Raw genomic sequence first — 24914 nt, 5'->3', positions numbered from 1 at the left:
CCAGTATTATACTCGGTATTTCAGGTAATGCAATAGTTGTCGAGAAAAAGGGAATCATTTGCTTATCTTCATGTCATATTTTGACGAATCTCATATCTTTGAAGTTCTTCCCTTACGACTGCAGAAACTATCTTGTTTTAATATCAAACCAGATCAAGATTTAAGTTGCTGCAGTAGCTGAACTCGATAAGCTTCACTCTCAAGGGATTGAATCTCTTTATATTCTGCGTCAGTCAAAATTTTAGGTTCGCCTGCGGCCTTGGCAATCATATACACCTTGGCACTTTCCTCTACCACTTGTGTACGGTAATAGGCTTCGCGCAGATTTTTACCTGTCGTAACCAGACCGTGATTGACGAGAATAAGCGCAGAATGTTCGGTCACCTTAGCAGCAACGGCATCGGCGAGAAGTTTGGTCGTTGGCAGTACGTAAGGCACAAATCCGATATCTCCAACCAATGCGGACTGATCCGGAAACAGGTGCGGAAGATGGTCAAAAACAAGACTTAGGGCTATCGTATAAGCCGGGTGCGTATGCACAATAGCCTGAATATCCGGGTTAGCACGGTAGCTGAACAGATGCATGAGGACTTCAGACGAAGGACGGCTGGCTCCTGCTTGTGTCTCTCCTGTCTCCATATCAATGGCGATCCATTCATCCGGCTCCAGTTCCTCTAGCGCGAACCCGCTTGGAGATAAAAGCATCGTATTGCCTGAGCGTGCACTAATGTTACCTCCCGGCCCGACAACAAGTCCTTGAGTTACTGCCTTACGGGCATATTTGGTTAGTTCTTCTCTAATCTGCTGTTCAGACATGTTTCTCTCACTCCTTTATTGCTGGTGTTGTTTCCGTTGGTTGAATTGCTGGTACTTTCCATATGCTTCCTGCCAGCACTCTGAATCTTGAGGTGTATACATCTCCGTATCGAAGGAGGCCGATACAATGTCACGGATCTCGGACAAACCACCTACTTCACCAAGAGCCACATATTGGAGCAGGCAATTGCCCGCAGAAGATGCCTCAACGGGTCCAGCAATTACCGGAACACCCGTAGCGTTCGCCGTAAACTGGCATAGCAGGCGATTGTGGACACCGCCACCAACCATATGAATCACAGGAGGTCGTACCCCTGTAATCTGTTCAAGCTCATCCAGCGTCTGCCTGAACTCCAGTGCCAGACTTTCCAATATACAGCGAACGATGGCTCCTACGGATTCGGGAACCGGTTGGAAAGTGCGCTCGCAATATTGCCTGATTCGTTTAGGCATATCACCTGGGCTCATAAAAACATCATCTCCCGGAGATACCACCGATTGATGTGCACCTGCTGATACCGCAAGCTGAACTAACTCTTCATGAGAGTAGAATCGATTTTCCCGTTCCCACTGGCGTTTACACTCCTGAAGCAACCACAGACCTGAACGATTTTTCAGCGTTCTCACCTTACCATTCACAGTTCCTTCATTCGTAAATCCAAGCTCCAGAGCCTGCACACTTAACACAGGTGAATCACGTTCCACCCCCATAAGGGACCAAGTTCCACAGCTAATAAATGCATAGTTCGATTCAGTCGCAGGGATCGCCGCCAGTGCTGAAGCCGTATCATGTGATCCCACGGAAACAACTTTCATGGGACCGGTGTGTAGCTCTCTAACCAGATCGTCTGATAAATGGCCTAGTACAGTCCCTGAGTGAACCAATCGTGGAAATAACGATACAGGTAAGCCGAGGCGGCTCATTAATGGTTCATTCCATTTCACTTCCCCGCTATGCAACAAACCACTGGTGCTTGCTATCGTATACTCGCATGCTTGCTCGCCAGACAGATAATAGTTAAACAAGTCCGGCAGGAATAATAGACGTGTATCAGCATCGGGATTCATTGTACTATCTTTAGAATTAATCCCACTGTCCTGAAGTTCACCGTATAACTGAAATATCGTATTAATCTGCTGAGGTAGCACACCTGACATCGCATATAGCTCTTGTTCATTGAGCATCTGAAGCACATCGTTCATCGATTTCGCATGACGTGCATCACGATAATGACGGGGATTGCAGCGCAATCTTCCCGCACCATCAATCAGTCCGTAATCCACGCCCCAGGTATCCACAGCAATGGATTTTATCCGTCCCGGCATACCTTCAGCGCCTTTGCGTATCCCTTGTTTCAGCTCATAAAATAAACGCAGGAAATCCCAGTACAATTCATCCCGAAGCTGAACCGGCTCATTAGGAAACCGATGCACCTCATGTAGCGTCAGTCTGCGTCCATCTAGAGCGCCCCGTACGACTCGACCGCTGCCAGCACCGAAATCAGCAGCAAGCACATATGCAGCCTGATAGCTCATAAGAAAGCCTCCTTAATTCAGCGTCTCAACGATACAACGGTCCAAATACATGACAAGCGCGATAATCTGCTCCCTCCGGCTCACTTGTGCCAAACAATCCCCATGCACGCGGACGGAAAATTTCTGCCTCAGGTACATTGTGCATATTTACGGGGATGCGTAAGATCGATGCTAACGTAATCAAATCTGCACCGATATGTCCGTACGAGATGGAACCGTGGTTGGCCCCCCACTGATTCATCACCTCATAGACCGAAGTGAATGCTCCGGAACCCGTCAGAATTGGGGCAAACCAGGTCGAAGGCCATGTGGGATCGGTACGCTGATCCAGCGTGTCATGAACTTGCTCCGGCAGATCCACCGTGTAACCTTGAGCAATCTGTAGCACGGGTCCTAATCCCTTAACAAGATTCAGACGAGTCATAGTCACAGGCATACCGCCTTTGGTCAAAAAGTCAGCCGAGTATCCTCCACCACGGAAATACTCAACGGAAGCCGGTCTCCATGAGGTCGCTTTCAGGCAATGCTGCACCTCTTCATCCGTGATATCCCAAAAAGGTTTGAGAACAGGCTTGCCATCTTTCGATTGTTCCCCCGTTCCATCGAGGGCAGCAGAACCGGAGTTGATCAAATGTAAAATGCCCGCTGCAGCGTGCCCCTCCAGTTGATATCCAGTCACCCGTTTCACTGAATCAGGGCTCCAATACGTGCGCACATCCGCAAAAATCTGAGCCGTTTGTGTCAGTAGTGAGCCAAACAACATGGATACACCGTTTAAACTGTCATTCTCCGTTGCCACAAGATAGGGTGCACGTTTACCATTCCAATCGAACGTGGAGTTCAGTATAGATTCCAGGAAATCTCCATTAGGGGCATGATCCGTCCATTGCCTCTGGCCTTGAAACCCCGAAACAATGGCATGGTGGCCCATAGCTTCCTCTTCATATCCAAGTGAAGCCAGCTTTGGATTGCCTGCCATTAGATCACGTACGATCTGCGTCATTTTAACAACCGTTTCCCACTCGTCGTCTTTGCGTTTTCGATCGGACTGAAGATGCTCCGGATTGTTATCCGGTCCTTCATTGCAATTATCCTTCACCCAGGCAAGTGCCCGCTCGTATTCCTCAGGATCATAGATTTCTTCTTCGATCCGCCGCGTCAATTCGCTCATATCCACATATTCGTTTCGCATGCCCAGATATTCCTGGAAAAAAGAATCATTCACGATGGAACCTGCAATCCCCATCGACACCGAGCCAATGGACAAATACGCCTGCCCCTTCATTGTGGCCGCCGCAAGTCCAGCACGGCTGAACCGGAGCAGCTTGTCACGCACATCATCTGGAATGGTCGTATCACCGCCGTCCTGCACATCTTCACCATAGATGCCGAACGCAGGAATCCCCTTCTGTGCATGTGCAGATAGCACGGCAGCCAAATATACTGCTCCCGGCCGCTCTGTGCCGTTAAAACCCCAAATTGCCGTTGGAGTAGATGGTGACATATCCATCGTTTCCGTACCATAACACCAGCATGGCGTTACCGTAATCGTTACACCCACATTCGAACGGCTGAACAATGTCGCTGCGGCCGCTGCTTCGGCTACACCGCCGATACAGGTCTCCGCGACCACGCATTCGACTGGAGAACCGTCGGCATAACGAAGCTCGGATGAGATCAGCTCAGCTACAGACGTTGCCATACGCATCGTTTGCTCTTCCAACGACTCACGCACACCCTTGCGTCTGCCATCTATTGTGGGACGAATACCAATCTTGGGAAAAGGCTGTTGATAACGATAATCCTGATGAGTCATGCGAGAACGTCCTCCTTTTAGTGCATTTCATTAAATGCATGTGGAATTGAGAATATTCTGACTGAACGATGAGCGACAAAAGAAAAAGAAATCAGATCACACTACCTGGTGGACATTTGCCGATAACCACACGCATTGATTTTCTGAATGCGTTTACATAACTCTAAAAAAATAAACCACTCTCATTAATTATCATGAAAAATAACGAGAACGGTTGCTGTGTTGACTCAAAAAATGAATTTATAAAGATCATTTTCAGAAATAACCTATAGAACGATTTTTCTTAACTGTACTTCTTAAATCAGATTAAAATAGTGCTTAATCCAGCAATTTAAAAACGAGTTAAGATCGTAGAATGTCTTTCAGGGTTATCGGTAACCCTAACTTACCACGCTCCTATGTTGCTGTCAATTACCATTATCCTTTAAAATGAAAGCACTATGCTGTGGAAAGGTTCGATTCCATTTGATTACAATCTATGATATTGCCAAAAAAGCAAATGTCTCTGCGATGACTGTCTCCAAAGTCATTAATCGCACAGGTCGCATCAGCACGGCTACACGTGAGCGTGTGCAGCAGGTCATCGATGAACTGGGCTACATTCCTAACTCCAATGCACGAAGTCTGGTGTTGCAGCGAACTCATATGCTGTCTTTGCTAATTACGGACATTACCAATCCTTTCTATACAACGCTCGCCCGTGGAGCCGAGGATGCTGCGCATCTTCGGGGTTATCGTGTTTTATTTGGTAACAGTGACGAGGATTATCGAAAAGAAAAAGAGTATGTGGAGGCGATCCTGTCGACACGGGTAGATGGCGTGCTCTTTGCACCTGCGGGAGATCGCTCTCTCCCCCATCTGCAACAGTTGCAAGCTCGAAACATTCCATTTGTATTTCTGGATCGAACCGTGCCCGGCATCACTTCAGATGTGATTGCCGGAGACAGCCGTGAAGGCGCAATAGAGCTCATACGTTACCTTATTCAACTTGGACACGAGCACATTGCACTGGTCAACGGGTCTTCCGAAGTTTCGACTGCCAGACTGCGTGAGGATGGTTATATCGAAGGACTGCAGGAAGCAGGGATTACACCTGATCCTTCCCTTATACTCCGTACAAGCTATCGTGATTTTAGTGATGATGAAGGATTGGAGCGTTTGCTCTCCAGGTCACAGCAGCCTACAGCTATTTTTGCAGCCAATAATATGCTGGCGATTGGAGTGATCCGTCTGCTCCGCAAACGAGGACTTAAAGTACCCGAGGATATCTCTGTCGTTTGTTTTGATGACCTTGATCTGGCTTCCGCCTTTGATCCTTTTCTGACCGTCATTGCACAACCTGCTTATGAATTCGGATACCAAGGGATGCAGATGCTGATTGACCGGATTGAAGGAAAACTGTCATCTGCCGCTGAAACGATGATCTTACCTTCCGAGCTCCGGATACGTACATCCGCTTCTGTTCCGCCTACTAATTAATGTTATACAAATCGAACTTGAGATTTTACACAGTCCACTCCGATGACAGAATAACCTTTCAATCGCTGTTATCCCCAGATTTTTGGGATTCCCTTTCCCAAAGGGGAAAATCCGGTGATAAAGGCGAACGCTTCGCTTTTCCAGGTTTTTTCTGCCCTCTTCGTTAATGTGTAAAAGAAAAGTTTAATTTATATAAGTGATATTTGTATGAGAAAAAAGACAAAAAAAACAGGAAGCACCCGAGATCGCATCTCTGGTCATCCTGTTTTTTTAATATGATCAATTTAAGCATTTATTCGATACAAGTGTATGTCTATTAGCTCTCTTATAACGGATAAGTGCATCTCTTGGCGTGATTATCGTTCTGACTGTAGCGCAAGAGCAATCTCACGCACAAGACCCGGAAACCAATCCATAAGCGTTTCAAATGTATACCCTGCTTGCTCTGCTTTAGCTGTGTCCATCGTCCATGACTGCTGCACTCCGAAAGGCGACATATCTTCGTCCACGGTTTGCTTCAGAATCTGAGCCTGCATTCCCGTCACCGTTTCGATTAACTGCATCATCGATGCGAGTGTAATCGCCCCCTTGGACGCGGCATTCACAGGTCCAGTTAACGACACATTACCAAGCCAGGCAAGGAACCTTGCCGCTTCCGTTGAATTAATAAACCCAATCTCGGCAGCGGGATTCGGCATGCCTATCGGTTTTCCTTGTTGTACATGTTTGATATGAAAATGAAGCCGTCTCGTATAATCATCCATACCAAGTACAATAGGGATACGCATGGCCGCTACCGGGAAGGACGCCGTTTGGAAAAAGACAGCTTCGGCAAGTCGTTTACCTTCACCGTAAGCAAAGTCCTCCTTGTTACCATACTGCAGTGGATACGTATATGGATCAAAGTCCGTTTCCACAAATCCTTCTCTTGGTTCCCCATACACCGAAAGTGTAGAGGTTAACACATATCTTTTAGTACGTCCGGAAAATGCTTCACATGCAGCCTTGGCTTCATTCGGAGAGTAACAGATATTATCGTAGACGATATCCCACTCATCCGACTGTGCAACCTCTGCTACAGACTGAGGGTTTTCCCGATCCATCCGAATTCGCTTCACTTCCGCTCCAAAATCGACCTCCGTCTGTCCACGAGTCGCAATCGTGATCTCGGACTTCCCTTCCCAGATCAGATGATCCACAAGTCGTTTACCGAAGAAACGTGTACCTCCAAGAATAAGAACCTTTTTCATCTCGTTTCCCTCCCATCTTAATCTGTCTAAAGTGAAGGCTTTCTTATCCGAAGCATCGTATGAGCATTACGCTGAAATTCATATGACGTTCTAACTTCAGATAGAAGATAGCCCTTATTTTCCAAAAACATCTTCAGTTCGTCCATATATTCATAACGCTTGCCTGACAGATCTACTGTGGGAAAAATACGTACTTCATGCTTTGTGACACGTAACATCTCTAATAACGTTCGAACATGAAAATCAAAATTCAACCGATCTGCATAAGTAAATAAGAAATGTGCGGATAAGGTCAAATCAAACTGTTCATCATTGAAAGGCAGCTCAGGCAATACCGTGGCTACGTAACATTCAGGATGCTGTCTCATATCTTCCACACAATCCGTAATCGCGCGCAATCGTTCTTGCCTCAACCCTTCAATCGTTCCGAATTGATCCCAAATATACTTTCCTTGAACAGCATGGATCTGTTTCATCGTATGTTCAATATCCTGAAACCCCTTCGTTCCTAGTTCATTCATGCCGTACTGGTAAACGATATCTGACGCTACAGCATGAGCCCCAAGCTTCCGAGCCTGACCACTGAAGGAACATGCGCCTCCAGGGCAATCCAGGATGTTCTGGCCTGCAAGCTCCTCCCTGGTCAGATCAAACATAAGCATGTATTCCTCAAACGTTCTTCCTATAAAAACAATCTGGGACAGTTCCAGACCGCTCTCTTCATGCTGATGCATCTGTTTGCTGCGTTTCCTGTCTCTGATGATGTCTTCTGAATGTTCCCGTTCTTCTCTGCTCTGCTGATCGTTCAAGATCCTCTGCTCTTCTCGGCTCATCTCGTTCGCTTCCTCTCTTATGAACGCTCTCGTTTAATCATTGGGGAAAACAAGACCAATCTGTTGCCTGATCTGATCCATGACCTTCATCGTTTGATAAGAACGTTCGTACGAGTTCATACTGGATTCTAATTTTCCTTGTTGCACCAGATTCACGAACTCCTCCACTTCATAATACATCGGGGGATGTTGCTGTTCCACCGTTAGTACCTCAATCGTCCCGTCATTATAACGAATTTCTGCATGTTCCGGCGATCCAATCTTGTCGATGATGATACTTCCACGCTCACCCATAATTTCGCTAGGTACGTGTGAATTGGCGATTTTGGAGTACGTTACGACCGCATCCATTCCATCATAATTCAGCAACACACTGCCTTGCCCGTCAACGCCGGATTCCAGCATCATGGCTTGAGATTGAACCTGGTTTGGTGCTCCGAATAACGTAATGAGTGGATATAAACAATATACACCCAGATCCATTAATGCCCCATTAGCGAGCTCAGGCTTGAAGGCATTTAACACGATACCTTCCTTGTACTTGTCATAACGCGAAGAATACTGCGAATAACCTGCTATGTACTTGCGAACAGGGCCGATTTTGGGCAAATGCTGCTCTACACTTTTAAAAACCGGAACGAGAGTGGACTTCATCGCTTCCATCAGTAACACCTCATGTTTGCGAGCTGTCTCAATCATACTGTGTACTTCTGCCGCATTCGCCGCCAGAGGTTTCTCGCACAATACGTGCTTGCCATTTTTCAGAAAAAGCTCCGCTTGTTGTGCATGGAGTGTATTCGGCGTCGCAATATACACTGCATCCAGCGCATCACTAGTTGCCATCTCCTCCAAATCCGTAAAACGATAGGCTGCATCATACCGATCTGCAAATGCGTTAGCCTTATCTTCTGTTCGCGAATATACCGCCGTTAGCTGAAAGCCTTGCACTTGAACTGCAGACTCCAGCAGCCTTTCCGTAATCCAGTTGGTACCTACTACACCGAATCGAACCATGTTTATCTACCTCTTTCGTCTATGACTGATGTTTGTTATTTGTTGTTGGTTCAGGAGATCAGAATGATCAATGCTTATATAATTGGAACCATTTTTAGTTCAACTAGTATAGATGATCTCATTATATTGTAGCGTATATTTCAGCAGGAATGAAGAAAGAGCTAATCGCTCATTATGCAGAGAGATTGAATGCCATGTATTTTTACATTTTACTTCTTCGCTTGCAACGTTTCCCTGTAATAAACGTTTTAATAAGAATTAGGGTATTTGGGAATGAGATATGAAATATGAATTTTTTTATTTATCTAGGGATTATACTGATTTTTGTTTCTGGACTTTGCACTGGAGCATGGACGACTGGTTACCAGCAAAGAGGTAATTTCCATACAGAATCTAAGGAAGACCGTTATATAAAGAAGAAAGTTGCTAGATGGTCCACTTTAGCAGGTGTTTGTTCGTTTGCAGTTGCTGGTTTGATCTATTTGTTAAGTTAGATTATAAATGGAATGCAAGCCAACAACTTCATATCACATTTAAAGTAGGTCCCTCATGATAAAAACATTTTTATTTATTTTAATTAATATGATTGTATTTACAGGCTGCTCTAACAAAGAAGAACAAATAAATTAACCAATTTACGAGGGTACTGTAGTATATAAAGAAGCTGAGAATAATAAGTATAAATTTCTTGTGCTCCAAAATATAAGCAAGGAAGATTTGGCAAATGGAGATTCTGAGAAATTTATAGAACTAGCACAAAATCAAGAAGCTGCATATTATTACCTCGATAAAGAACACTATGAGTCCGTTGAAATAGGACAAAAAGTGAGAATCACTACTGACCTTAACCAAAATGAATCCAACCCGCCTATTAGAACAGCTCTGAAAATTGATAAGATCAATAAATAAGGAACTCACCATACTTTTGTCTTCAGAATAATAAAAAAGAATTTCGTTTAATAATTTGCGATTATATTGATATCTTGCGATTTCAATCCGAAACTTCGTCATTTCTCGATCATGCAGGGTATAATTAAAGCAGAGGTGAACCTGATGAAACCCACAGAGCAACATGATACCCTGCCTTCATGGATTCCCCATGAATACTGGGAAGCAATAATCCAGAATGATCACACGTACGATGGGACGTTTTTCTACGCAGTACAAACAACCGGTATTTTCTGTCGACCCTCGTGCAGATCAAGAGCTCCCAAATCGGACAATGTCCTGATTTTTCAAAATGCCGAACAAGCGATAGCTCACAAATTCAGACCGTGCAAACGCTGTAAACCTACAGGAGAACGGGTGCCAGATCAAGAGTGGATTTACGGGGTTACGGAGTATATAGCGAAACACTATACGGAACCATTGACGCTGGATGTACTTGCTGTTGCTAGCCATGGGAGTCCGTACCATCTGCACCGGGTGTTCAAACGCATTACAGGTCAAACCCCGGTTCAATATATCCAAGCGAAGCGTATCAGCGAAGCTCAAGCTCTTCTTGAACATACACATTTAACCGTTAACGAAATCGCACGCCAAGTAGGGATATCTAATCCGGCTTATTTCATTTCCGTTTTTCGTAAGCACACCGGATGTACTCCTGCACATTACAGAGAAAGGCATGACAGCTCATGAAGGCTCAATTGGCTTACAAGGTGCCCAAGACATTATTAAACAAAGGCACGGGCTTCCTGAATGGTTACACCCATACCTTGAATCCTTATACCGGTTGCACCTTCGGATGTTCGTACTGCTACGTTAGACAGATGCCTGTCAACTTATTTCGTAAGGAAGACTGGGGAAGCTGGGTTGATGTGAAAAAAGAAGCCTCCGGCATTCTCGCCAAAGAATTGCAGCGAGCCCGTAAGAAAGGAAAAATAACAATATTCATGTCGTCCAGCACCGACCCGTATCAACCCGTCGAAGCCCAGGAACAAATCACACGTTCATTGCTGGAAACGATGCTGATCGAACCGCCAGATTTTATTTTACTGCAGACCCGCAGCCCGCTGGTTACTCGTGATATTGATATCCTACAGAAACTCGGTGAACGTGTGCGAGTGAGCATGACCGTCGAAACCGATCAAGACGATATCAGAAAGCATTTTACTCCCTCTGCACCACCTATCGCAGGTCGCCTACATGCACTTAAACAACTACGGGATGCTGGCGTCCCGACTCAAGCAGCTATTGCACCTGTATTGCCGAGCAGTGAACAGTTTGCGTCTACACTGAGGCCGCTTGTTCAGCGCGTGTGCATTGATGACTATTTTATGGGTGACGGTAGCGAAGGCAAGCGCACACGTAGACTTGGGATGGAGGCTCTCTATCAGGAGGTCGGAATGCAGCACTGGTATCAGCCGGATGCTTACCAAACGGTTGTGGAGCGAATGCAGTCGCATTTTTCAGATCAGGAGATCTATATAAGTCAGGCCGGATTTGAGCCTTGATTATAAATACATTTTGCTAAATGTCAGATCAAGCAACGGTAATCTCTGCAGTGTGCACCTGGTGTATAAAATGTTTGGTACACAAAACGGCCTCTTTCCCATTTTCTTGGAAAGAGGCTGTTTATTTCTGTTTACACGTGAAAGAAGTTATACACTTCTTACTGATCCAACTTATATAGTGGCAGATTCACTGGCAGTGCCGCTGGACGCTGACACGTACTCTGCATTTTATAAAAGGTCTGTTCATCCGATGAGTCATGGAACGCCCACATCGCTTCGAGCACATGATAAGCCAGCTCGCCGCTGGCACGGTGCGCGCGACCACTTTGAACAGCATACGCCATATCCGCCACGCCGATGCCACGCGTATTTTGCTGGTATCCTGGAAGAAGCGGAGCCTCTGTCCATTCATGTTCCCCCATCAAACGATAACGGACTGGGCCGCCAAAAGTGTTCGGGTCAGGGACTTGCAACGTGCCATGCGTTCCGTAAATCTCAATCGGAGGCAATGCACTTCCGCCAAATACATCAAAGCTTGTAATCAGCGTACCGATGGCTCCCTGCTCAAATTGGAGCAGACCGGTGACATGGGTTGGAATGTCAACGGGGATGATCTGGCCTCTCTTTTTCTCACTCGTAATCGTTCGCTCTGTCATCGCTTTACCCGTCATTCCCGCAATGGACTTAATCGGCCCCAGCAATTGAACAAGCGCGGTCAGATAATAAGGCCCCATATCAAACATCGGCCCTCCACCGCTTGCATAATAGAATTCCGGATCAGGATGCCAGAACTCATGTCCCCGGCTCATCATAAAGGCTGTTGCCGCTACCGGCTTCCCGATGATACCATCCTCGACGAGCTGCAGTGCTGTTTGGATACCTGAACCGAAGAAGGTTTCAGGTGCACAGCCTATAAGAAGGCCTTTGCGTTTCGCTGTTTCAAGTACAGCCTGCCCTTCTTCACGGGTAACCGCGAGCGGTTTTTCGACATAAACGTGTTTGCCCGATTCCAGCGCACGTATGCATACTTCGGCATGCACGGCAGGAATCGTCAGATTGATGATCAGCTCGATCTCGGGACTCGCAAACATTTCGTCCACCGTGTATACGTTAGGAACGTTGTATGCAGCAGCCTGCTCCTCTGCCCGATTCCGATCCAGGTCGGCAACCGCAATCAGCTCAAGCACCTCGAAACGGTGGCAGTTCTCCATATAGATGCCGCTGATTTTACCACAGCCGATAATACCTACTTTCATTGTTTTCATGCCCTTGCTCCCTTCGCCGTGGATTTGATATGTGTTTAAAGCTCTCTTATGGATGTCATGTGAGTACGAAATTGCGAACTTACAGATTGACTAGAATAATTAACTATAGAAGATTAGGTTTGGTTGTCTGCCATACCTGTGTATACCTCTGTTGTTGCATCAGTTTTGCTACTCTTCGCCAGCTCCTTACCTGCGGCTGTCCAGAGGAAACCACTGCGCATCATCTCGGTTACGGGTTTCATATCTACGATGTCTGCATGGTGTCCTAGTGAATTGTAAAATACCCGTCCTGCACCCCAGCGCTTCGTCCATGCTACTGGCATATCGACAGGCCCATTGGCAGCGTGAGGCCCGGATACAATCGGGAAACGGGTGGTTGCGAGCACTTCCACAGCCGGGTCAACGTGCAAGTAATACTGCTCACTTTTCACCTGAAAATCTTCAATATGTTCGAAAAGCGGGCTGGAGCCTCGCTTCATATTCACCATATATTCGACCCCGTCGTTACCTGGATGAGCTACCCACTGTCCGCCTGTCATAAACTGCCAGTCTACGTTGTTACGGAACGCGTCACACATCCCTCCATGCAGACCCGCAAGACCCACACCGCTCTGTACAGCCGCCGAAACGTTATTCACCAGCTCCTGTTCAATCTGCCCCATCGTCCATAGAGGCACAATCAGATCCAGACCGAGCAATTTCTCTGCGTCCGCATACGACTCCAAAGTGTCAGAGACTTCGACTTCGAACTGCTCTTCCTTCAAAATACGCTCAAAAATCGCGGCTACTTGCTCCGGCTCATGTCCATCCCAGCCGCCCCATACAATCAGTGCTTTTTTCATTGCTAGATCCTCGCTTTCGATACATTTTTTTTGATGCTTCCTTGGATCTAAAAATCGGAATCGGACTACAGCTCGTTATCACATCGTTACATCTCTTCAAGAGTTACCCAGCGACGCTCCGTTACCGAACGTTCTACGGCTTCGAGTACTGCTTGGCAGGCAACTCCATCATGGAAGTTTGGCGACGGCTGGCGACCTTCCGAAATAGCGGTTACAAGTTCCAACATTTCATGTGTGAACGTATGCTCAAAACCAATCGTATGTCCCGCAGGCCACCAAGCCTCGGCATATTTATGTGCAGGATCGGTAGCCAGCACGCGGCGGAAGCCCTGCACATCTTCATCATCCTTCGTGAAGTAGACTTCCAGTTCGTTCATACGTTCAAAATCAAAACGCACACTGCCCAAGCTACCGTTAATCTCAAAAGAGTTCGTGCTACGATGTCCGGCAGCGAATCGAGTCGCTTCGAAACTGCCAAGCGCCCCACCTGCGAATCTCGCCAGGAACAACGTGGCGTCATCCACTGTTACTTCACCTTTAGGTGCATCTGCACTTGAACTGCCTTTGGCACTAAGACCCGTCATCTCGGAAGCGAGCGGACGTTCTTTGATGAACGTTTCACTCATGCCAATAACCTCCTGGAATTCACCAACGAGGAAACGAGCGAGGTCAATCAAATGTGCACCGAGATCACCATGTGAACCGGAACCTGCGACTTCTTTTTGCAGACGCCATACGAGTGGGAAGTTCGGGTCCAGAATCCAGTCCTGAAGGAAAAACGCACGGAAATGATAGATTTTGCCCAAACGTCCACTTTCGATCAGATCCTTCGCAAGCTGCACGGCTGGGGAGAAACGATAGTTAAACCCGACCATATGGGTTATACCTGCATCTTCTGCAGCCTGAAGCATCTCGCGGGAGTCAGCTAGCGAAAGCGCGAGTGGCTTTTCGCAGAACAAGTGCTTGCCTTGACGTGCTGCCTCCAGAGCAATTTCCTTATGAGCATCACTTGGAGCATTGATGTCAATGAGGTCGATGTCATCCCGTTTGACCAGTTCACGCCAATCCGTGACGCTCTCAGCCCAACCAAACTGTTTTGCCGCCGCCTGAACTCCCTGCTCATTGCGACCGCATATGACCGACATTTCAGGCTGTAGCGGCGCAGATGGGAAAAACATGGGCAGACTGCGATAGGCATTACTATGGGCCTTCCCCATAAATTTGTATCCAACCATTCCTACACGAAGACGTTTTGACATAATCATTTCCTCCCTTAATAGAATGAAAAAACATGGGTATAGAATGAAAGTACCATTTCATAGAAGGTAACTAACGGATCTGCTTGGCTCTACTCTTCAACATGACGGTTGGAAGAAGCACGAATAATCAAATCTGTGGGTAAAAGGGTTCGTAACGAGTCAAAAGATACTGTAGAATGATACCCTTTCGAATCTCTTGCATCAGCTATGCCACTCGTACCTTGCATCAGCTTGGACACAGCAAGCTCCCCCATCTCGAAAAAGGGAACCCTGACGCTGCTCAGCGCGGGAACAGCCATCTCGGCCGCATCCGAGTCATCATAACCAACAAATGCCGGGAAATCCTGAGTACGTACTCCTCGTTCCCGCAAGCCATGCATTACACCTATAGCCATCCGATCATTCGCTGCGAACACGGCATCAATCTCATGCAGACGATCAGCTATAGAGGCTGACGCCTCAATGCCACTCCGCCTGCTGTAGTTGCCTTCAAATAACAGACTAGAATCCAGCTCCATGCCCGCCTCATGCAGCCCCAATCGCACGCCCTCCAATCGATCCTGACTGTTCGAATAGCTGTCGGGTCCATTCAAAAAGGCGATTCTACGATGTCCCTGATCGGTAAGATGACGTATAGCAAGCCTGCTTCCCTCTACATGATCAGCATCCACTTCCATGAATGACTCATTCGCAAAATGCTGATTCATAACGCAGAACGGATGCCCTTCCCGATCCAGTTGCTGCATGGCCGCCAGCTCATCCTGATCATGTCTCGCACCAAGAATGATACAGGCATCAATTTTCTGTCTACGGAACAAATCGGTATAATTCATAACCTCACCTGCGGTTTGAAACATGACCAGCAGATCAAGGCCGTTATCTCTCGCTTTGCTTCCGATACCACTTAACATTTCCGAGAAAAAATAGGCTGAAAACAGATGCGCCTTCGGAACATATGGCAACACAACGCCCAAATTGCCGCTCTTACTTCTGGCGAAGCTACGAGCAAGTGCACTCGGTACATAGCCTAGCCGCTCGGATGCTTCAAGTACCCTGCGGCGAGTCTCTTCCCTGATGGGTCCAACGCCGTTTAAAACTCTGGACACCGTCGCTTCGGATACCCCCGCTAGCTCAGCGACTTCTCTACGAGAAGCCATGTCCGTCACCTCCTTCAGATGAAATGTGCACATTAAATTTAAATCAAAATCATCGAGAAAAACCATTTATGTACGCGCGTACATTTTCTCATGCCATGTAACCGTTGTCAATGCAAAAACAACAAAAAGAATGAGGAATTCAGGATTCACCTTTTTTCCTCATTCTTACTTGTCAATAATGTAGCGCACAGATTTGTTCTATGAACTTAATATATACGTACTATGATTTTAATATATAGATGAAGTAAACATTTTAACCATTTGTAATTACGCTTGCTTCTTTGGCAGACTGACTGAATTCAGCCTGTTCCATCTCTTTAGTCAATTTCCGGATCATGCGATCTGATGGCTCGGAGGAAGCCTGAAGCTTACGAACCTTATGCAATACCTCTTTGTTCGGCAGGAAATGCAGGGAACGAATAAAACGAATGGTTTTCGTTTTGGCACGCATGACAATCGAATCTGTCTCCGCCCGGTCATCTGCAAGATAACGCACGCCGCCAAGAATTTCACCAGGCGTTACTCCCGTTGCGGCAAAAATAACGTCCTCTGTACCGATCATGTCTTCCATCGTCAACACTTTGTATGGGTTATCAATTCCCATCTGCAAGCAACGCTGGAATTCATCTGCATTGGCTGGCATCAAACGGCCTTGAATCTCGCCTCCGAGGCAGGACAAGGCTGCTGCAGCCAGCACGCCTTCAGGGGCACCACCTGATCCAACATACAGATCAATACCCGCTTCCGGGAAAGCTGGAGCCATCGCTCCCGCAACGTCGCCGTCACTAAGGAATTTGATCCGCACGCCAACTTTGCGAAGCGTTTTAATCGTGCTCTCATGCCTTACTCGATCAAGGATCATGACCGTGAGATCGGAGATATTTTTATTTAGAGCAACAGCCGCTTTTTCCAAGGTCACCTCAATCGGATCTTCAATGCAGACTTTGCCTACCAGCGCAGGACCAACCGCCAGTTTCTCCATATACATGTCCGGAGCGTGAAGCAGATTTCCTTTTCCCGCCACCGCAATGACCGATAATGCATTGTTCAGCCCTTTAGCAACAATGTCTGTACCTTCCAGAGGATCAACAGCGACATCAACCTCCGGTCCCTCCGCATTGCCGACTTGTTCACCGATGTACAACATTGGGGCTTCATCCATCTCCCCTTCCCCAATCACGACCGTGCCTCGAATGGACACGGAATCGAACATGGCACGCATGGCTAAAGTAGCCGCTTCGTCTGCACTATTCTTGTCGCCTCTTCCCATCCAAGGAGCTGAAGCTAAAGCCGCCAATTCTGTTACTCGGACAATTTCCAACGCCAGTTCGCGTTCCATGGTTGCCACTTCCTTTCTGATTTCCCACAGCATAACGTGAAGGTCATCTGAAAATCTATCGCAAATCCATATCAAATCAATCTATAAATAGCGTAGCATCAGCTTTTCTCTGGCATTTCCCTTATTTTTCTATTTATTAGACAAGTTAATTTAACTTGATTTAGGGGTAGGCTTATAGCGCGTATAGCTTCCTTTTTTTGTATTAAAACATTAATATTTTTCCCAATTTTAATTATCGTTTTCTTCTCTCCTGTATCCTTAGGAGATTAGTGTTGCTATTCTACACTTATGGAGTGTTGTAACCCTAGCTCTGACTGCCATTTGAGCCAATAGGTCAGATGATTGACCTGCTCATTTTCAGTAGAATCGAAAACGATTTTCGGGAAACAATCTGGTGTGTAAAAGTTTCAACTAAAATGGAATTTGTTCACTGCAATGGAGTGTCTCTTCTGTGTCTGAATCCAGTTCATAAAAGAGTGAAATTTAGTATTAATCAGAACTTTAGCATTCCCTAATACCATAGATGTCATCTATAAAGGATATCGAAAAATATAAGTTTACATAATAATTATTATGGTAAAAAATTCGTCATTATACTTATGTAAATTACATATACTACCAAAAGTATAACTTTCTAAAATAAATCATAACTCCCTTAAGTCTCGGATTTTCATCCATACGCTTCCTTCCCTACACATAATAAAACAAGACCGGATCAGTTCAACAAGAAACTGACCCGGTCTTGCTTGTTTTCGATTAAGGTTCCACACCCCATACCAACTGATCACTTACGTACCCGGTTACTTTGCTGTGATTAGCATATTGATTCCCCGTTGCCATGAAGGAATAATCATCGGATTGATTGTAATTAGACCAGTTATTTTTAGAAAACCGAGCCTGTATCTCTGCACTTTCACCCGGATTCAGCACTCCGGCGTTACTAGTGAACCCCAGTTCAACATAATAGTCAGCACCAGTTACTGGTGTGTCCAGCTTGACGAAGGTACTGGTAACGTTGGCACTGCCTACACTTGCCCAATCGGACCAGAAGGTCTGTGCTTGCTCACCATCAATCGTATAATAGTACCGCACCTTTACATCGCTGAGAGGAATAGCCGTATTCCCGGAATTAATCAGCTGGAACTTGGGAGCGATACCGTTCGTCGAAGCACTCGTATTGCCGTTATACGCCTGAATCGTTAGCTTGCTGTCGGGTGGTACAACAACAACGGAACTGTCGACTACATTCAATTTAAGAACGGCATCTTTACCCTGATCGAAATGAAAAGTCAGACTCGTTTGCCCGAGAGGTAGTGTTGTAAGATAGGCTTGCTTCAGTACCACTGTTGATTCAGACGCCGTATAATGCTGGCCGGAAGCCAGATTCACCCCTCCCCTAGAAATGCCCGTAAGCTGATGTCCGTTCAAGGTGAGTGAAATCGTAATATCCTGCGCATGACTTGTTTCCTTATCAAAGGTCGCACTTCCGGGTGAGATGACCGCACTCGGATTGGGCTGGTTCGCCTTTAGATCCGGCAACTCATCCAGAGTAATGACATAATCGCTTTGATAGAGCGTTTTTAATGTGGCAGCATAGTTGAACGCTTCGCTCATCAGATGCTCGCCGTACCACGGAAGGAAATAAAGCCAGCCCGCTTTTTCCTCTGTCAGATTTTTCACGCTTGGAACAGTATCGTTCTCTGTCATTGCCACCATTTTTTTGCCATTGGTCAAGTTCACCAGCTGATAAAATGTGGACGTGATGGCATCCTCGTTAGGCACACCAGATAATCCATCGTAACGATTGTAGATCGTATTGTATTTGTCAAAGCCCACAAGATCTACCTGATCATCCCCCGGATACCAAGCTGGTGAAGTACTGTAAACATAGCTGTTGTAAGTCCAGATCAGGTTATGCAGGTCATACGTTTCGGTCAGCTCGGTGTAGATCATATCCCACAGTTTTTTATACACATCTGCTCCAGCAGAAGCCCACCAGAACCAAGCTCCCTCTCCGTTCAATCCGCCGTTTCCTTCTGCTTCATGGTAAGGACGGAAAATAACCGGCACATCATTATCCTGTAATATCTGCAGTTGCTCCGCCAGGTCTTCAATCGTCATCATCACATACTGATACTCCTTCGTACCAGGAATGACAGCTTTTGCGGTATCAAAATTCGTTTCGGTTGGTTTGTAGGTCGCCTCTTTCCAATCGACAAAATCGCCAAGCTGATACGTAGTAAAGTTACGCGGCACATTGATATGCCAAGATGCGGTTGCAATGCCTCCGCGGTTATTCACCCAATCGATCAATCGATCAGTTGTACCATCTTCCCAGCCATACAGCGGGTTGTAGTTCATAAAATCAAATCCCCGGATAGCCGGATATTTACCCGTCAGATCATGTATCCACTCAAACTCCAGCTCAGAATTCCCGTCATTCCCTCCTCCATAGATCTCCTGTTGTCCCGATATGATCTTGTGTCCGTATACCTCCGTTAGATAATTCATTAAAAGCTGCGTTTCTGGTGTAGCCTGAGAATCCGTGAGCACAGGCTGCACATTCAATGGATCAAGATCGGCATAGTCCACCGTGAACGTATCAAAATATGCATAACCCCAACCAGCCTTCAGTTGAATTGTGTTGCTTCCCTTGTTTAATTTGTGAAAACCAAAATCATAATCCGACCATGTTGTCGTATAGGGAAGCATGTAAGAGCCTTTCGTTACCCCGTTCACTGCCAAGTATTGAAGTCTGCCGTCCATACTAAGCTCCTGCATATAACGGGTGGAAATACTGTACATCCCCGTCTCGGGAACAGTTACATCTAATGTGATCGTTCCCGATCCCTGCATCCAGACAAATCCGCTTCCCGAGTAACCTGGCTTCGGCTGTCCGTAAATCTGAGTTACCACTTGCAAATCCGAGGTTAATTGTGCATCTTCACCTTCAATCTTAAGTAGCGGGGCATCCGCTTGCGCAGGTGCAGGCAATGCCAGCATACCCAACAACAAGGTACTGACAAGCATGATTGCCAAAGCTTTTTGAACCCTCTCCCTCCATCCATTCTTCGTTCCCATCTTCATTCGGACCTTCATTGCCATCTCCCTTTCCATCTGAAATGTGAGAGCGAAATGTGCATAACCCCAATCATGATGGCGCTTTCACATTTAAACATATCATGAGTGGATAAAATTGTAAATATATGGTTATATAGATCAGTCATCACTATGTATATCAAGAAAAAATAATCATTATACCCCAAGGAAACCTCACAATTTTAAATTCCGAAAACGCTTAGATTTCTGTTTATAAACACTATATTTTTTTCACAATCTAGTCATGCTTATGTGACTAAGCTCTTCATTCATCTTTCATTCATCTGACACCTGAATAAACATACTTTACTCTTTTTTTATCCCCTGATATCCAAGTAATCAGGAATTCGGGTGATGTGCCTTTACTTTTGTCCAAGGCGAACTCTTCCACGTTTTTCGTTATGTCCAAAAGGTAGTGACCATCAGGTGACGACACATCATGATATTCGATCGTATCGTTAGGGTATACAACCATAACTTTTACGTTGCTTGCTTTTTTCGCTGGAAACATATCAAACGTTACGGTTGCTTTGTACATTCCGTTATCTCCCCCATAACTTTCGACCACCTGGCTCGTATTTACGACGGCCTCATTATTCTCAATGTAATTTGCAAGCAACATGATCACAAGCAGACTTAACACGGTTCCCAGAAACAAATGCTTTTTCTTCATCATAATCCTCCCACACAAAAAAATAAGAACTTTCCACGGGCAGCACTTGATCTCCACTCGCAGGAAATTCTCTATTATTCTTAATATTACCATAATTTTGTACAAACTTAAATCGTGCTACTGCTTCGGATCATCAGGTTTCAGCACCATCTGTTTGTACAAAGTTAACCGCTGATCTGTTTACATTTTCTTTTACCACTGTTCCAACCGTTCCTTTAACTGCGCAACGCTCACTTGCCTTGTTTACCGCGCGTATAATCCCGCCATAGCCTGTACAGCGACAGAGATTACCGCATAATCCGGTTTCAATCTGCTCCAGAGAAGGATTTGGACATGCGTCCAGTAAAGCCTTGGTTGAAATAATCATCCCTGGAGTGCAGTATCCACACTGAAACCCGCCTTCTTCCAAGAAGGCATGTTGAATGGGATGTAGCTCTCCCTCTTTCTCACCATGAAGTCCTTCAATGGTTGTAATGACGCTCTCCTCACTTTGATACGCCATCACGAGACAAGAATTAACCGGCTCTCCATTCATGAGAATCATACATGCACCGCATCGTCCGACCTCACAGGAAATCTTCGTTCCCGTCAGATTTAATTGATTCCGAAGGATATCGACAAGCCGTGTTTCAGGAGAAACGGACAGTTCTTTTAATTGCCCATTCACTCTAGCACTCCATGTCTGTTCAAGAGGCTGATTCTTCATGATGGTTTCACTCCTTCTGGCAAAAGAACATTTAAGCTCTGGCTGAGTTGCTCGCGCGGCACGGGGAGCTGAGTTACCCATACGCCTGTTGCCTGATGAATAGCCGCAGTAATCGCAGGTGCGAGTGCAATGGAACCAATCTCGCCAATGCCTCTGGGTCCGAATGCATCTCCTTCAGGTAACTCTTCAATTGCCTCTACTTCCAAATTCGAGTGAATATCCTTGATCGTCGGAATTAAATACGTGTCCAGATTCGCCGTAACGTAGCGGCTCTGCTCCATGACGGCATCCTCGGTTAACGTAAATCCAAGTGCCATTACACTGCCACCTTCAATCTGACCTATATAACCCATCGGATTGATCACCGGTCCTGCGGCTACAATATGCCTTGTATCCAGAAGTTTGGTTTCGCCCGTCAGCGTATTGACCTCCACCTCTGCAGCAACTGCTGCATACGTGTAAAGGTAATGACCGCCCATCACATTGTCAGGCGTCGTGGGGTAATGAAAAGTGGTGTCAAAAATCCATTCCTGTGCTTCACCCTGCTTTACAAGATCCGTATAAGCGACGACTAAGCGGGGGGCAGATGTTGAAGAGGAATCCTGTGATTCTACCCATATTCCCTCACGTCCTGTCATGAGTTGCTCTGCCGAAATCCCAGAAAACTGTGATGCAACTTTAAGTAGCTTTGCACGGAACGGGTGCTGCAAGCGTTGCAAAGCCATCCAGGCCATCGTGGTGGAACGAGAAGCTGTACTCGATCCACTATGGGGCACACGGTCTGTATCCCCAATAACAATACTCAGGTCCGATGGGTGACAGTGGAACAGATCACAGAGCATGATCTCCAGCGTGGCCACAAGACCTTGCCCGAATTCCTCGTAGCTGAAGGCCACTTCAATCTTGCCCTCCGCATTCAGCGACAAGCGTCCACCAGCCGGATCTGGAATGCCATAACCAAGCCCGGCGCCATGCATCGCGATAGCCGCCCCTACTCCTCGTTTGATCCATGGAGGAAGTGACGCTTCCACCGGAGGATGAAGATGCTTCTGCCATAGCTCCGAGCGGTCCAGCGCCTCCCATACTTTATATAATCCATCCGTGGGCAGAATACGCTGGTTCAAGGGACCGGGATCATGCTTCTGCCTCAGATTACGCCGCCGAAACTCCCAGGGGTCCATATCTATGAGCTGTGCCAAACGATCCATCTGACCTTCCATTGCAAAGATCGCCTGATTGCCTCCGAATCCGCGAAACTCCCCCGATAATCCATTGTTTGTATACACAGATACCCCTTCTACATCCACATGCGGAATCATATACGGCCCCATACAATGCTCGGTACAGAAGTTTAATACGGGTGCTCCAAGCGTTGCATATGCACCGGTATCTGCCGTAATACGAACCCGATGTGCCTGCAAAATCCCCTCACGGCTTATCCCCGTTTGCATCTCGATCTTCATCGGATGACGCTTCAAACCAGCCCGAACGGATTCTTTACGCGAGTTATGCATTTTAACAGGTCGGCCACATTTTAACGCGAGCAGTGCACCATAAGGTTGCACGTTCAATTCATCCTTCCCGCCAAACGAACCGCCAATAGGTGAAGATACCACCCGAATGTCTTCTTCCGGGCAGCCAATAATACGTGCGAGTTGCATACGATCCTTATACCCATGCTGTGTTGCCGCATAGACATGAAGACGGCCCATCTCGTCAGGTGCAAACAGCCCTCCCTCTGTCTCCATATATGCATGCATTTGTCGTGGCGTATAATAAGTCTCAGTTACGATATGTGCACAAGAGTCAAAAGCTTGCTGGGCATCTCCACGTTTGATCTCTGTACGATGCAGCACATTGCCTGGACCATGTGAATGCAGTTCAGGCGCCCCAGGAGCCAGTGCGGCAGCCGTGCTATCCAGTGGCTCAATCTCCTCATACTTTACACGAATAGCTTCTATGGCGAGCAAGGCTCGTTCAGGTGAGTCGGCCGCAACCGCGGCAATCGCATCACCTACATAACGCACAACATCTTCACAGAAGACGGGCTGATCCGGAGTCGCAATACCAAAACGGTTGAGTCCAGGCACATCCTTGGCTGTTAACACAGCATATACACCGTCCATGGCTTCCGCTTCCGTTGTATCAACCGACAGCAACCGTGCATAAGGAAAAGCACTTCGCAGTACTTTCCCATAGACCATGTTAGGCAAGGACATATCCGTAAGATACTGCAATTGTCCCGTGACCTTAGGAGGGCCATCCGGCCGCAGATGCCAGCGATTTCCACTCTGTTTCCGGTTAAGCAACATGGTGTTCCTCCCCTTTCGTAGCTCCTTTTTTAAGTCCAGTTCTGAATTGTAGATGGCTTAGTTGCCTATGGATGAAAAGCCTGCCAAAGTCCGGCCCCAAGCATATTTCCGGCCGACTGTCTCCTGTAGAGTTCAGTGGCGAAAGCATCCGTATAGGATACAAATTCAGCAACAGCCTGGGTCGCAAGCCCGGCGGCTTGAGAAGCATCTGCTTTTCCTGATCGAAGCCAGTGCTCCGTTTCGGTTAACCTCACGGCTATACCCGAGCCGCCACCAGCAGCTATCGCAACCTGTGTCCATCGTCCGTCCTGCGGGCTAACCTCCCCGTGAAAAGCTACCGTGACAAGCGAGGCAGTAAATGCCTCTCTTCGGCCTAATTTACGATAGAAGGAGAATTGATGATTTCGTTCAGGTATGGATTGCTCGGTCTCGTATACGTATTGCTCTGGATCAGAGGTCGATAGATTTACTGTAGCGTTCCTGAACGGAATATGAATGGAGATTAATACATCATCTGCGTTCAGCTTGTTATCACGTCCATTTTCAAGCCATAACGCCACGCGCTGCGTCTCCAAACCACGACAGGTCAGCAAGTGAAGCTCAGCATCATACACAAGTAGCGCCGGTAATGAATCCCCTATCCCGGAAGCAATATTTCCGCCAATTGTCGCCAGATTTCGAACAGAAGGGGCCGCTATAGCCAAGATAGCCTGATGCAAAATAGGAAACCGGCTTAGCAAAGGGTCTGTTGCACATTCCCTCAATCGGGTCATGGCTCCAATTACAATCTCATCCCCTTGCATCGAGATTCCACTGATCTCGGGAATGCAAGCCAAACTAACCAAATGTTCTGGTAAAACCTTTGATGAAGCCTCCCATTGTGTTCGCAATAACGTGCCTCCAGCAACGTAACACCGTGTTCCTTCAATCTGTTCCCTAATATTTTGTAGTTCTTGTAACGTATCTGGCTGCCACACCGAGGGCTGTGCACCTGAGCCGTATCCCGGCAGTACCATGGCTCTCCCTCCTTTATTTCTCCGTTTCCTCTACCTTCCCAATCGTCTT

At 46.7% G+C, this 24914-nt stretch carries 21 protein-coding genes; 5 read left to right on the top strand and 16 right to left on the bottom strand.

What is annotated here, in order from left to right; all coding sequences use genetic code 11:
* Positions 1 to 153: 153 nt before the first annotated feature.
* The 3 genes from BLQ13_RS27390 to BLQ13_RS27380 are packed head-to-tail and all read right to left on the bottom strand — an operon-like array spanning position 154 to position 4168.
* Positions 154 to 816, bottom strand: a complete 663-nt coding sequence (locus BLQ13_RS27390) for a class II aldolase/adducin family protein (RefSeq protein ID WP_090924843.1) — start codon at positions 814 to 816, stop codon at positions 154 to 156.
* Between the two features lie 15 nt (positions 817 to 831).
* On the bottom strand, positions 832 to 2352 hold the full coding sequence (locus BLQ13_RS27385; RefSeq protein WP_090924842.1) for a rhamnulokinase: 1521 nt from the start codon (positions 2350 to 2352) through the stop codon (positions 832 to 834).
* A gap of 25 nt (positions 2353 to 2377) precedes the next feature.
* Positions 2378 to 4168: an L-fucose isomerase gene (locus tag BLQ13_RS27380; RefSeq protein ID WP_090924841.1), complete on the bottom strand. Its 1791-nt coding sequence runs from the start codon at positions 4166 to 4168 to the stop codon at positions 2378 to 2380.
* Positions 4169 to 4633: 465 nt separating this feature from the next.
* On the opposite strand from BLQ13_RS27380, the gene BLQ13_RS27375 reads away from it, so the two are divergent.
* Positions 4634 to 5647 carry a LacI family DNA-binding transcriptional regulator gene (locus tag BLQ13_RS27375; protein WP_090924840.1) on the top strand — a complete coding sequence of 338 codons (1014 nt, stop codon included), beginning with the start codon at positions 4634 to 4636 and terminating at the stop codon, positions 5645 to 5647.
* A gap of 356 nt (positions 5648 to 6003) precedes the next feature.
* On the opposite strand, the gene BLQ13_RS27370 is transcribed toward BLQ13_RS27375, so the two are convergent.
* Genes BLQ13_RS27370 through BLQ13_RS27360 form a run of 3 tightly spaced genes read right to left on the bottom strand, consistent with a single transcriptional unit; the run spans position 6004 to position 8744 of the window.
* Positions 6004 to 6897, bottom strand: coding sequence for an NAD-dependent epimerase/dehydratase family protein (locus BLQ13_RS27370; RefSeq protein ID WP_090924839.1), 894 nt, complete (start codon positions 6895 to 6897; stop codon positions 6004 to 6006).
* A 26-nt stretch (positions 6898 to 6923) separates the two neighbouring features.
* A complete protein-coding gene (locus tag BLQ13_RS27365) occupies positions 6924 to 7730 on the bottom strand; it encodes a class I SAM-dependent methyltransferase (RefSeq protein ID WP_338060896.1) in 807 nt (268 codons plus the stop codon).
* Positions 7731 to 7763: 33 nt separating this feature from the next.
* Positions 7764 to 8744, bottom strand: a complete 981-nt coding sequence (locus tag BLQ13_RS27360) for a Gfo/Idh/MocA family protein (protein WP_090924838.1) — start codon at positions 8742 to 8744, stop codon at positions 7764 to 7766.
* A gap of 287 nt (positions 8745 to 9031) precedes the next feature.
* Here BLQ13_RS27360 and BLQ13_RS27355 point away from each other — a divergent pair, with 287 nt between their 5' ends.
* The 4 genes from BLQ13_RS27355 to BLQ13_RS27340 all read left to right on the top strand — a co-directional run bounded on the left by BLQ13_RS27355 (position 9032) and on the right by BLQ13_RS27340 (position 11197).
* Positions 9032 to 9238 (top strand): DUF5316 family protein, encoded by a 207-nt coding sequence (locus BLQ13_RS27355; protein ID WP_090924837.1) that lies wholly within the window; start codon positions 9032 to 9034, stop codon positions 9236 to 9238.
* A 139-nt stretch (positions 9239 to 9377) separates the two neighbouring features.
* Positions 9378 to 9653 carry a DUF3221 domain-containing protein gene (locus BLQ13_RS28980; RefSeq protein ID WP_276326757.1) on the top strand — a complete coding sequence of 92 codons (276 nt, stop codon included), beginning with the start codon at positions 9378 to 9380 and terminating at the stop codon, positions 9651 to 9653.
* A 144-nt stretch (positions 9654 to 9797) separates the two neighbouring features.
* Positions 9798 to 10382 (top strand): bifunctional transcriptional activator/DNA repair enzyme AdaA, encoded by a 585-nt coding sequence (locus tag BLQ13_RS29235; RefSeq protein ID WP_090924836.1) that lies wholly within the window; start codon positions 9798 to 9800, stop codon positions 10380 to 10382.
* Positions 10379 to 11197, top strand: a complete 819-nt coding sequence (locus BLQ13_RS27340; RefSeq protein ID WP_090924835.1) for an SPL family radical SAM protein — start codon at positions 10379 to 10381, stop codon at positions 11195 to 11197. The genes BLQ13_RS29235 and BLQ13_RS27340 overlap by 4 nt, the downstream gene beginning before the upstream one ends.
* 158 nt (positions 11198 to 11355) lie before the next feature.
* Here BLQ13_RS27340 and BLQ13_RS27335 read toward each other — a convergent pair whose 3' ends face one another.
* From BLQ13_RS27335 to BLQ13_RS27290, 10 genes are all read right to left on the bottom strand, one after another.
* Positions 11356 to 12462 carry a Gfo/Idh/MocA family protein gene (locus BLQ13_RS27335; RefSeq protein ID WP_090924834.1) on the bottom strand — a complete coding sequence of 369 codons (1107 nt, stop codon included), beginning with the start codon at positions 12460 to 12462 and terminating at the stop codon, positions 11356 to 11358.
* A 113-nt stretch (positions 12463 to 12575) separates the two neighbouring features.
* Entirely contained in the window at positions 12576 to 13304 is a 729-nt protein-coding gene (locus BLQ13_RS27330) for a ThuA domain-containing protein (RefSeq protein WP_090924833.1), read from the bottom strand.
* A gap of 86 nt (positions 13305 to 13390) precedes the next feature.
* Positions 13391 to 14563: a Gfo/Idh/MocA family protein gene (locus BLQ13_RS27325; protein ID WP_090924832.1), complete on the bottom strand. Its 1173-nt coding sequence runs from the start codon at positions 14561 to 14563 to the stop codon at positions 13391 to 13393.
* 89 nt (positions 14564 to 14652) lie between these two features.
* Positions 14653 to 15720, bottom strand: a complete 1068-nt coding sequence (locus BLQ13_RS27320; protein WP_090924831.1) for a LacI family DNA-binding transcriptional regulator — start codon at positions 15718 to 15720, stop codon at positions 14653 to 14655.
* A gap of 253 nt (positions 15721 to 15973) precedes the next feature.
* Positions 15974 to 17059, bottom strand: a complete 1086-nt coding sequence (gene glpX, locus BLQ13_RS27315) for a class II fructose-bisphosphatase (protein ID WP_090924830.1) — start codon at positions 17057 to 17059, stop codon at positions 15974 to 15976.
* 756 nt (positions 17060 to 17815) lie between these two features.
* The gene (locus BLQ13_RS27310; RefSeq protein WP_244159487.1) at positions 17816 to 20158 is read right to left on the bottom strand and encodes a glycosyl hydrolase; all 2343 of its coding nucleotides are present in this window, start codon (positions 20156 to 20158) and stop codon (positions 17816 to 17818) included.
* Between the two features lie 280 nt (positions 20159 to 20438).
* Positions 20439 to 20834: a hypothetical protein gene (locus tag BLQ13_RS27305; protein ID WP_139168951.1), complete on the bottom strand. Its 396-nt coding sequence runs from the start codon at positions 20832 to 20834 to the stop codon at positions 20439 to 20441.
* 130 nt (positions 20835 to 20964) lie between these two features.
* Complete coding sequence (locus BLQ13_RS27300) at positions 20965 to 21537, bottom strand: (2Fe-2S)-binding protein (RefSeq protein WP_090924828.1); 573 nt, start codon at positions 21535 to 21537, stop codon at positions 20965 to 20967.
* Positions 21534 to 23849: a xanthine dehydrogenase subunit D gene (gene pucD, locus BLQ13_RS27295; RefSeq protein ID WP_090924827.1), complete on the bottom strand. Its 2316-nt coding sequence runs from the start codon at positions 23847 to 23849 to the stop codon at positions 21534 to 21536. The genes BLQ13_RS27300 and pucD overlap by 4 nt, the downstream gene beginning before the upstream one ends.
* Before the next feature lie 65 nt (positions 23850 to 23914).
* A complete protein-coding gene (locus tag BLQ13_RS27290; protein WP_090924826.1) occupies positions 23915 to 24865 on the bottom strand; it encodes an FAD binding domain-containing protein in 951 nt (316 codons plus the stop codon).
* Positions 24866 to 24914 lie beyond the last annotated feature (49 nt).

The organism is Paenibacillus polysaccharolyticus, assembly GCF_900102085.1.
Lineage (GTDB): Bacteria > Bacillota > Bacilli > Paenibacillales > Paenibacillaceae > Paenibacillus > Paenibacillus polysaccharolyticus.
Note: the sequence above shows the minus strand (reverse complement) of the source record. Positions and strands in the feature narration are given on the sequence as shown.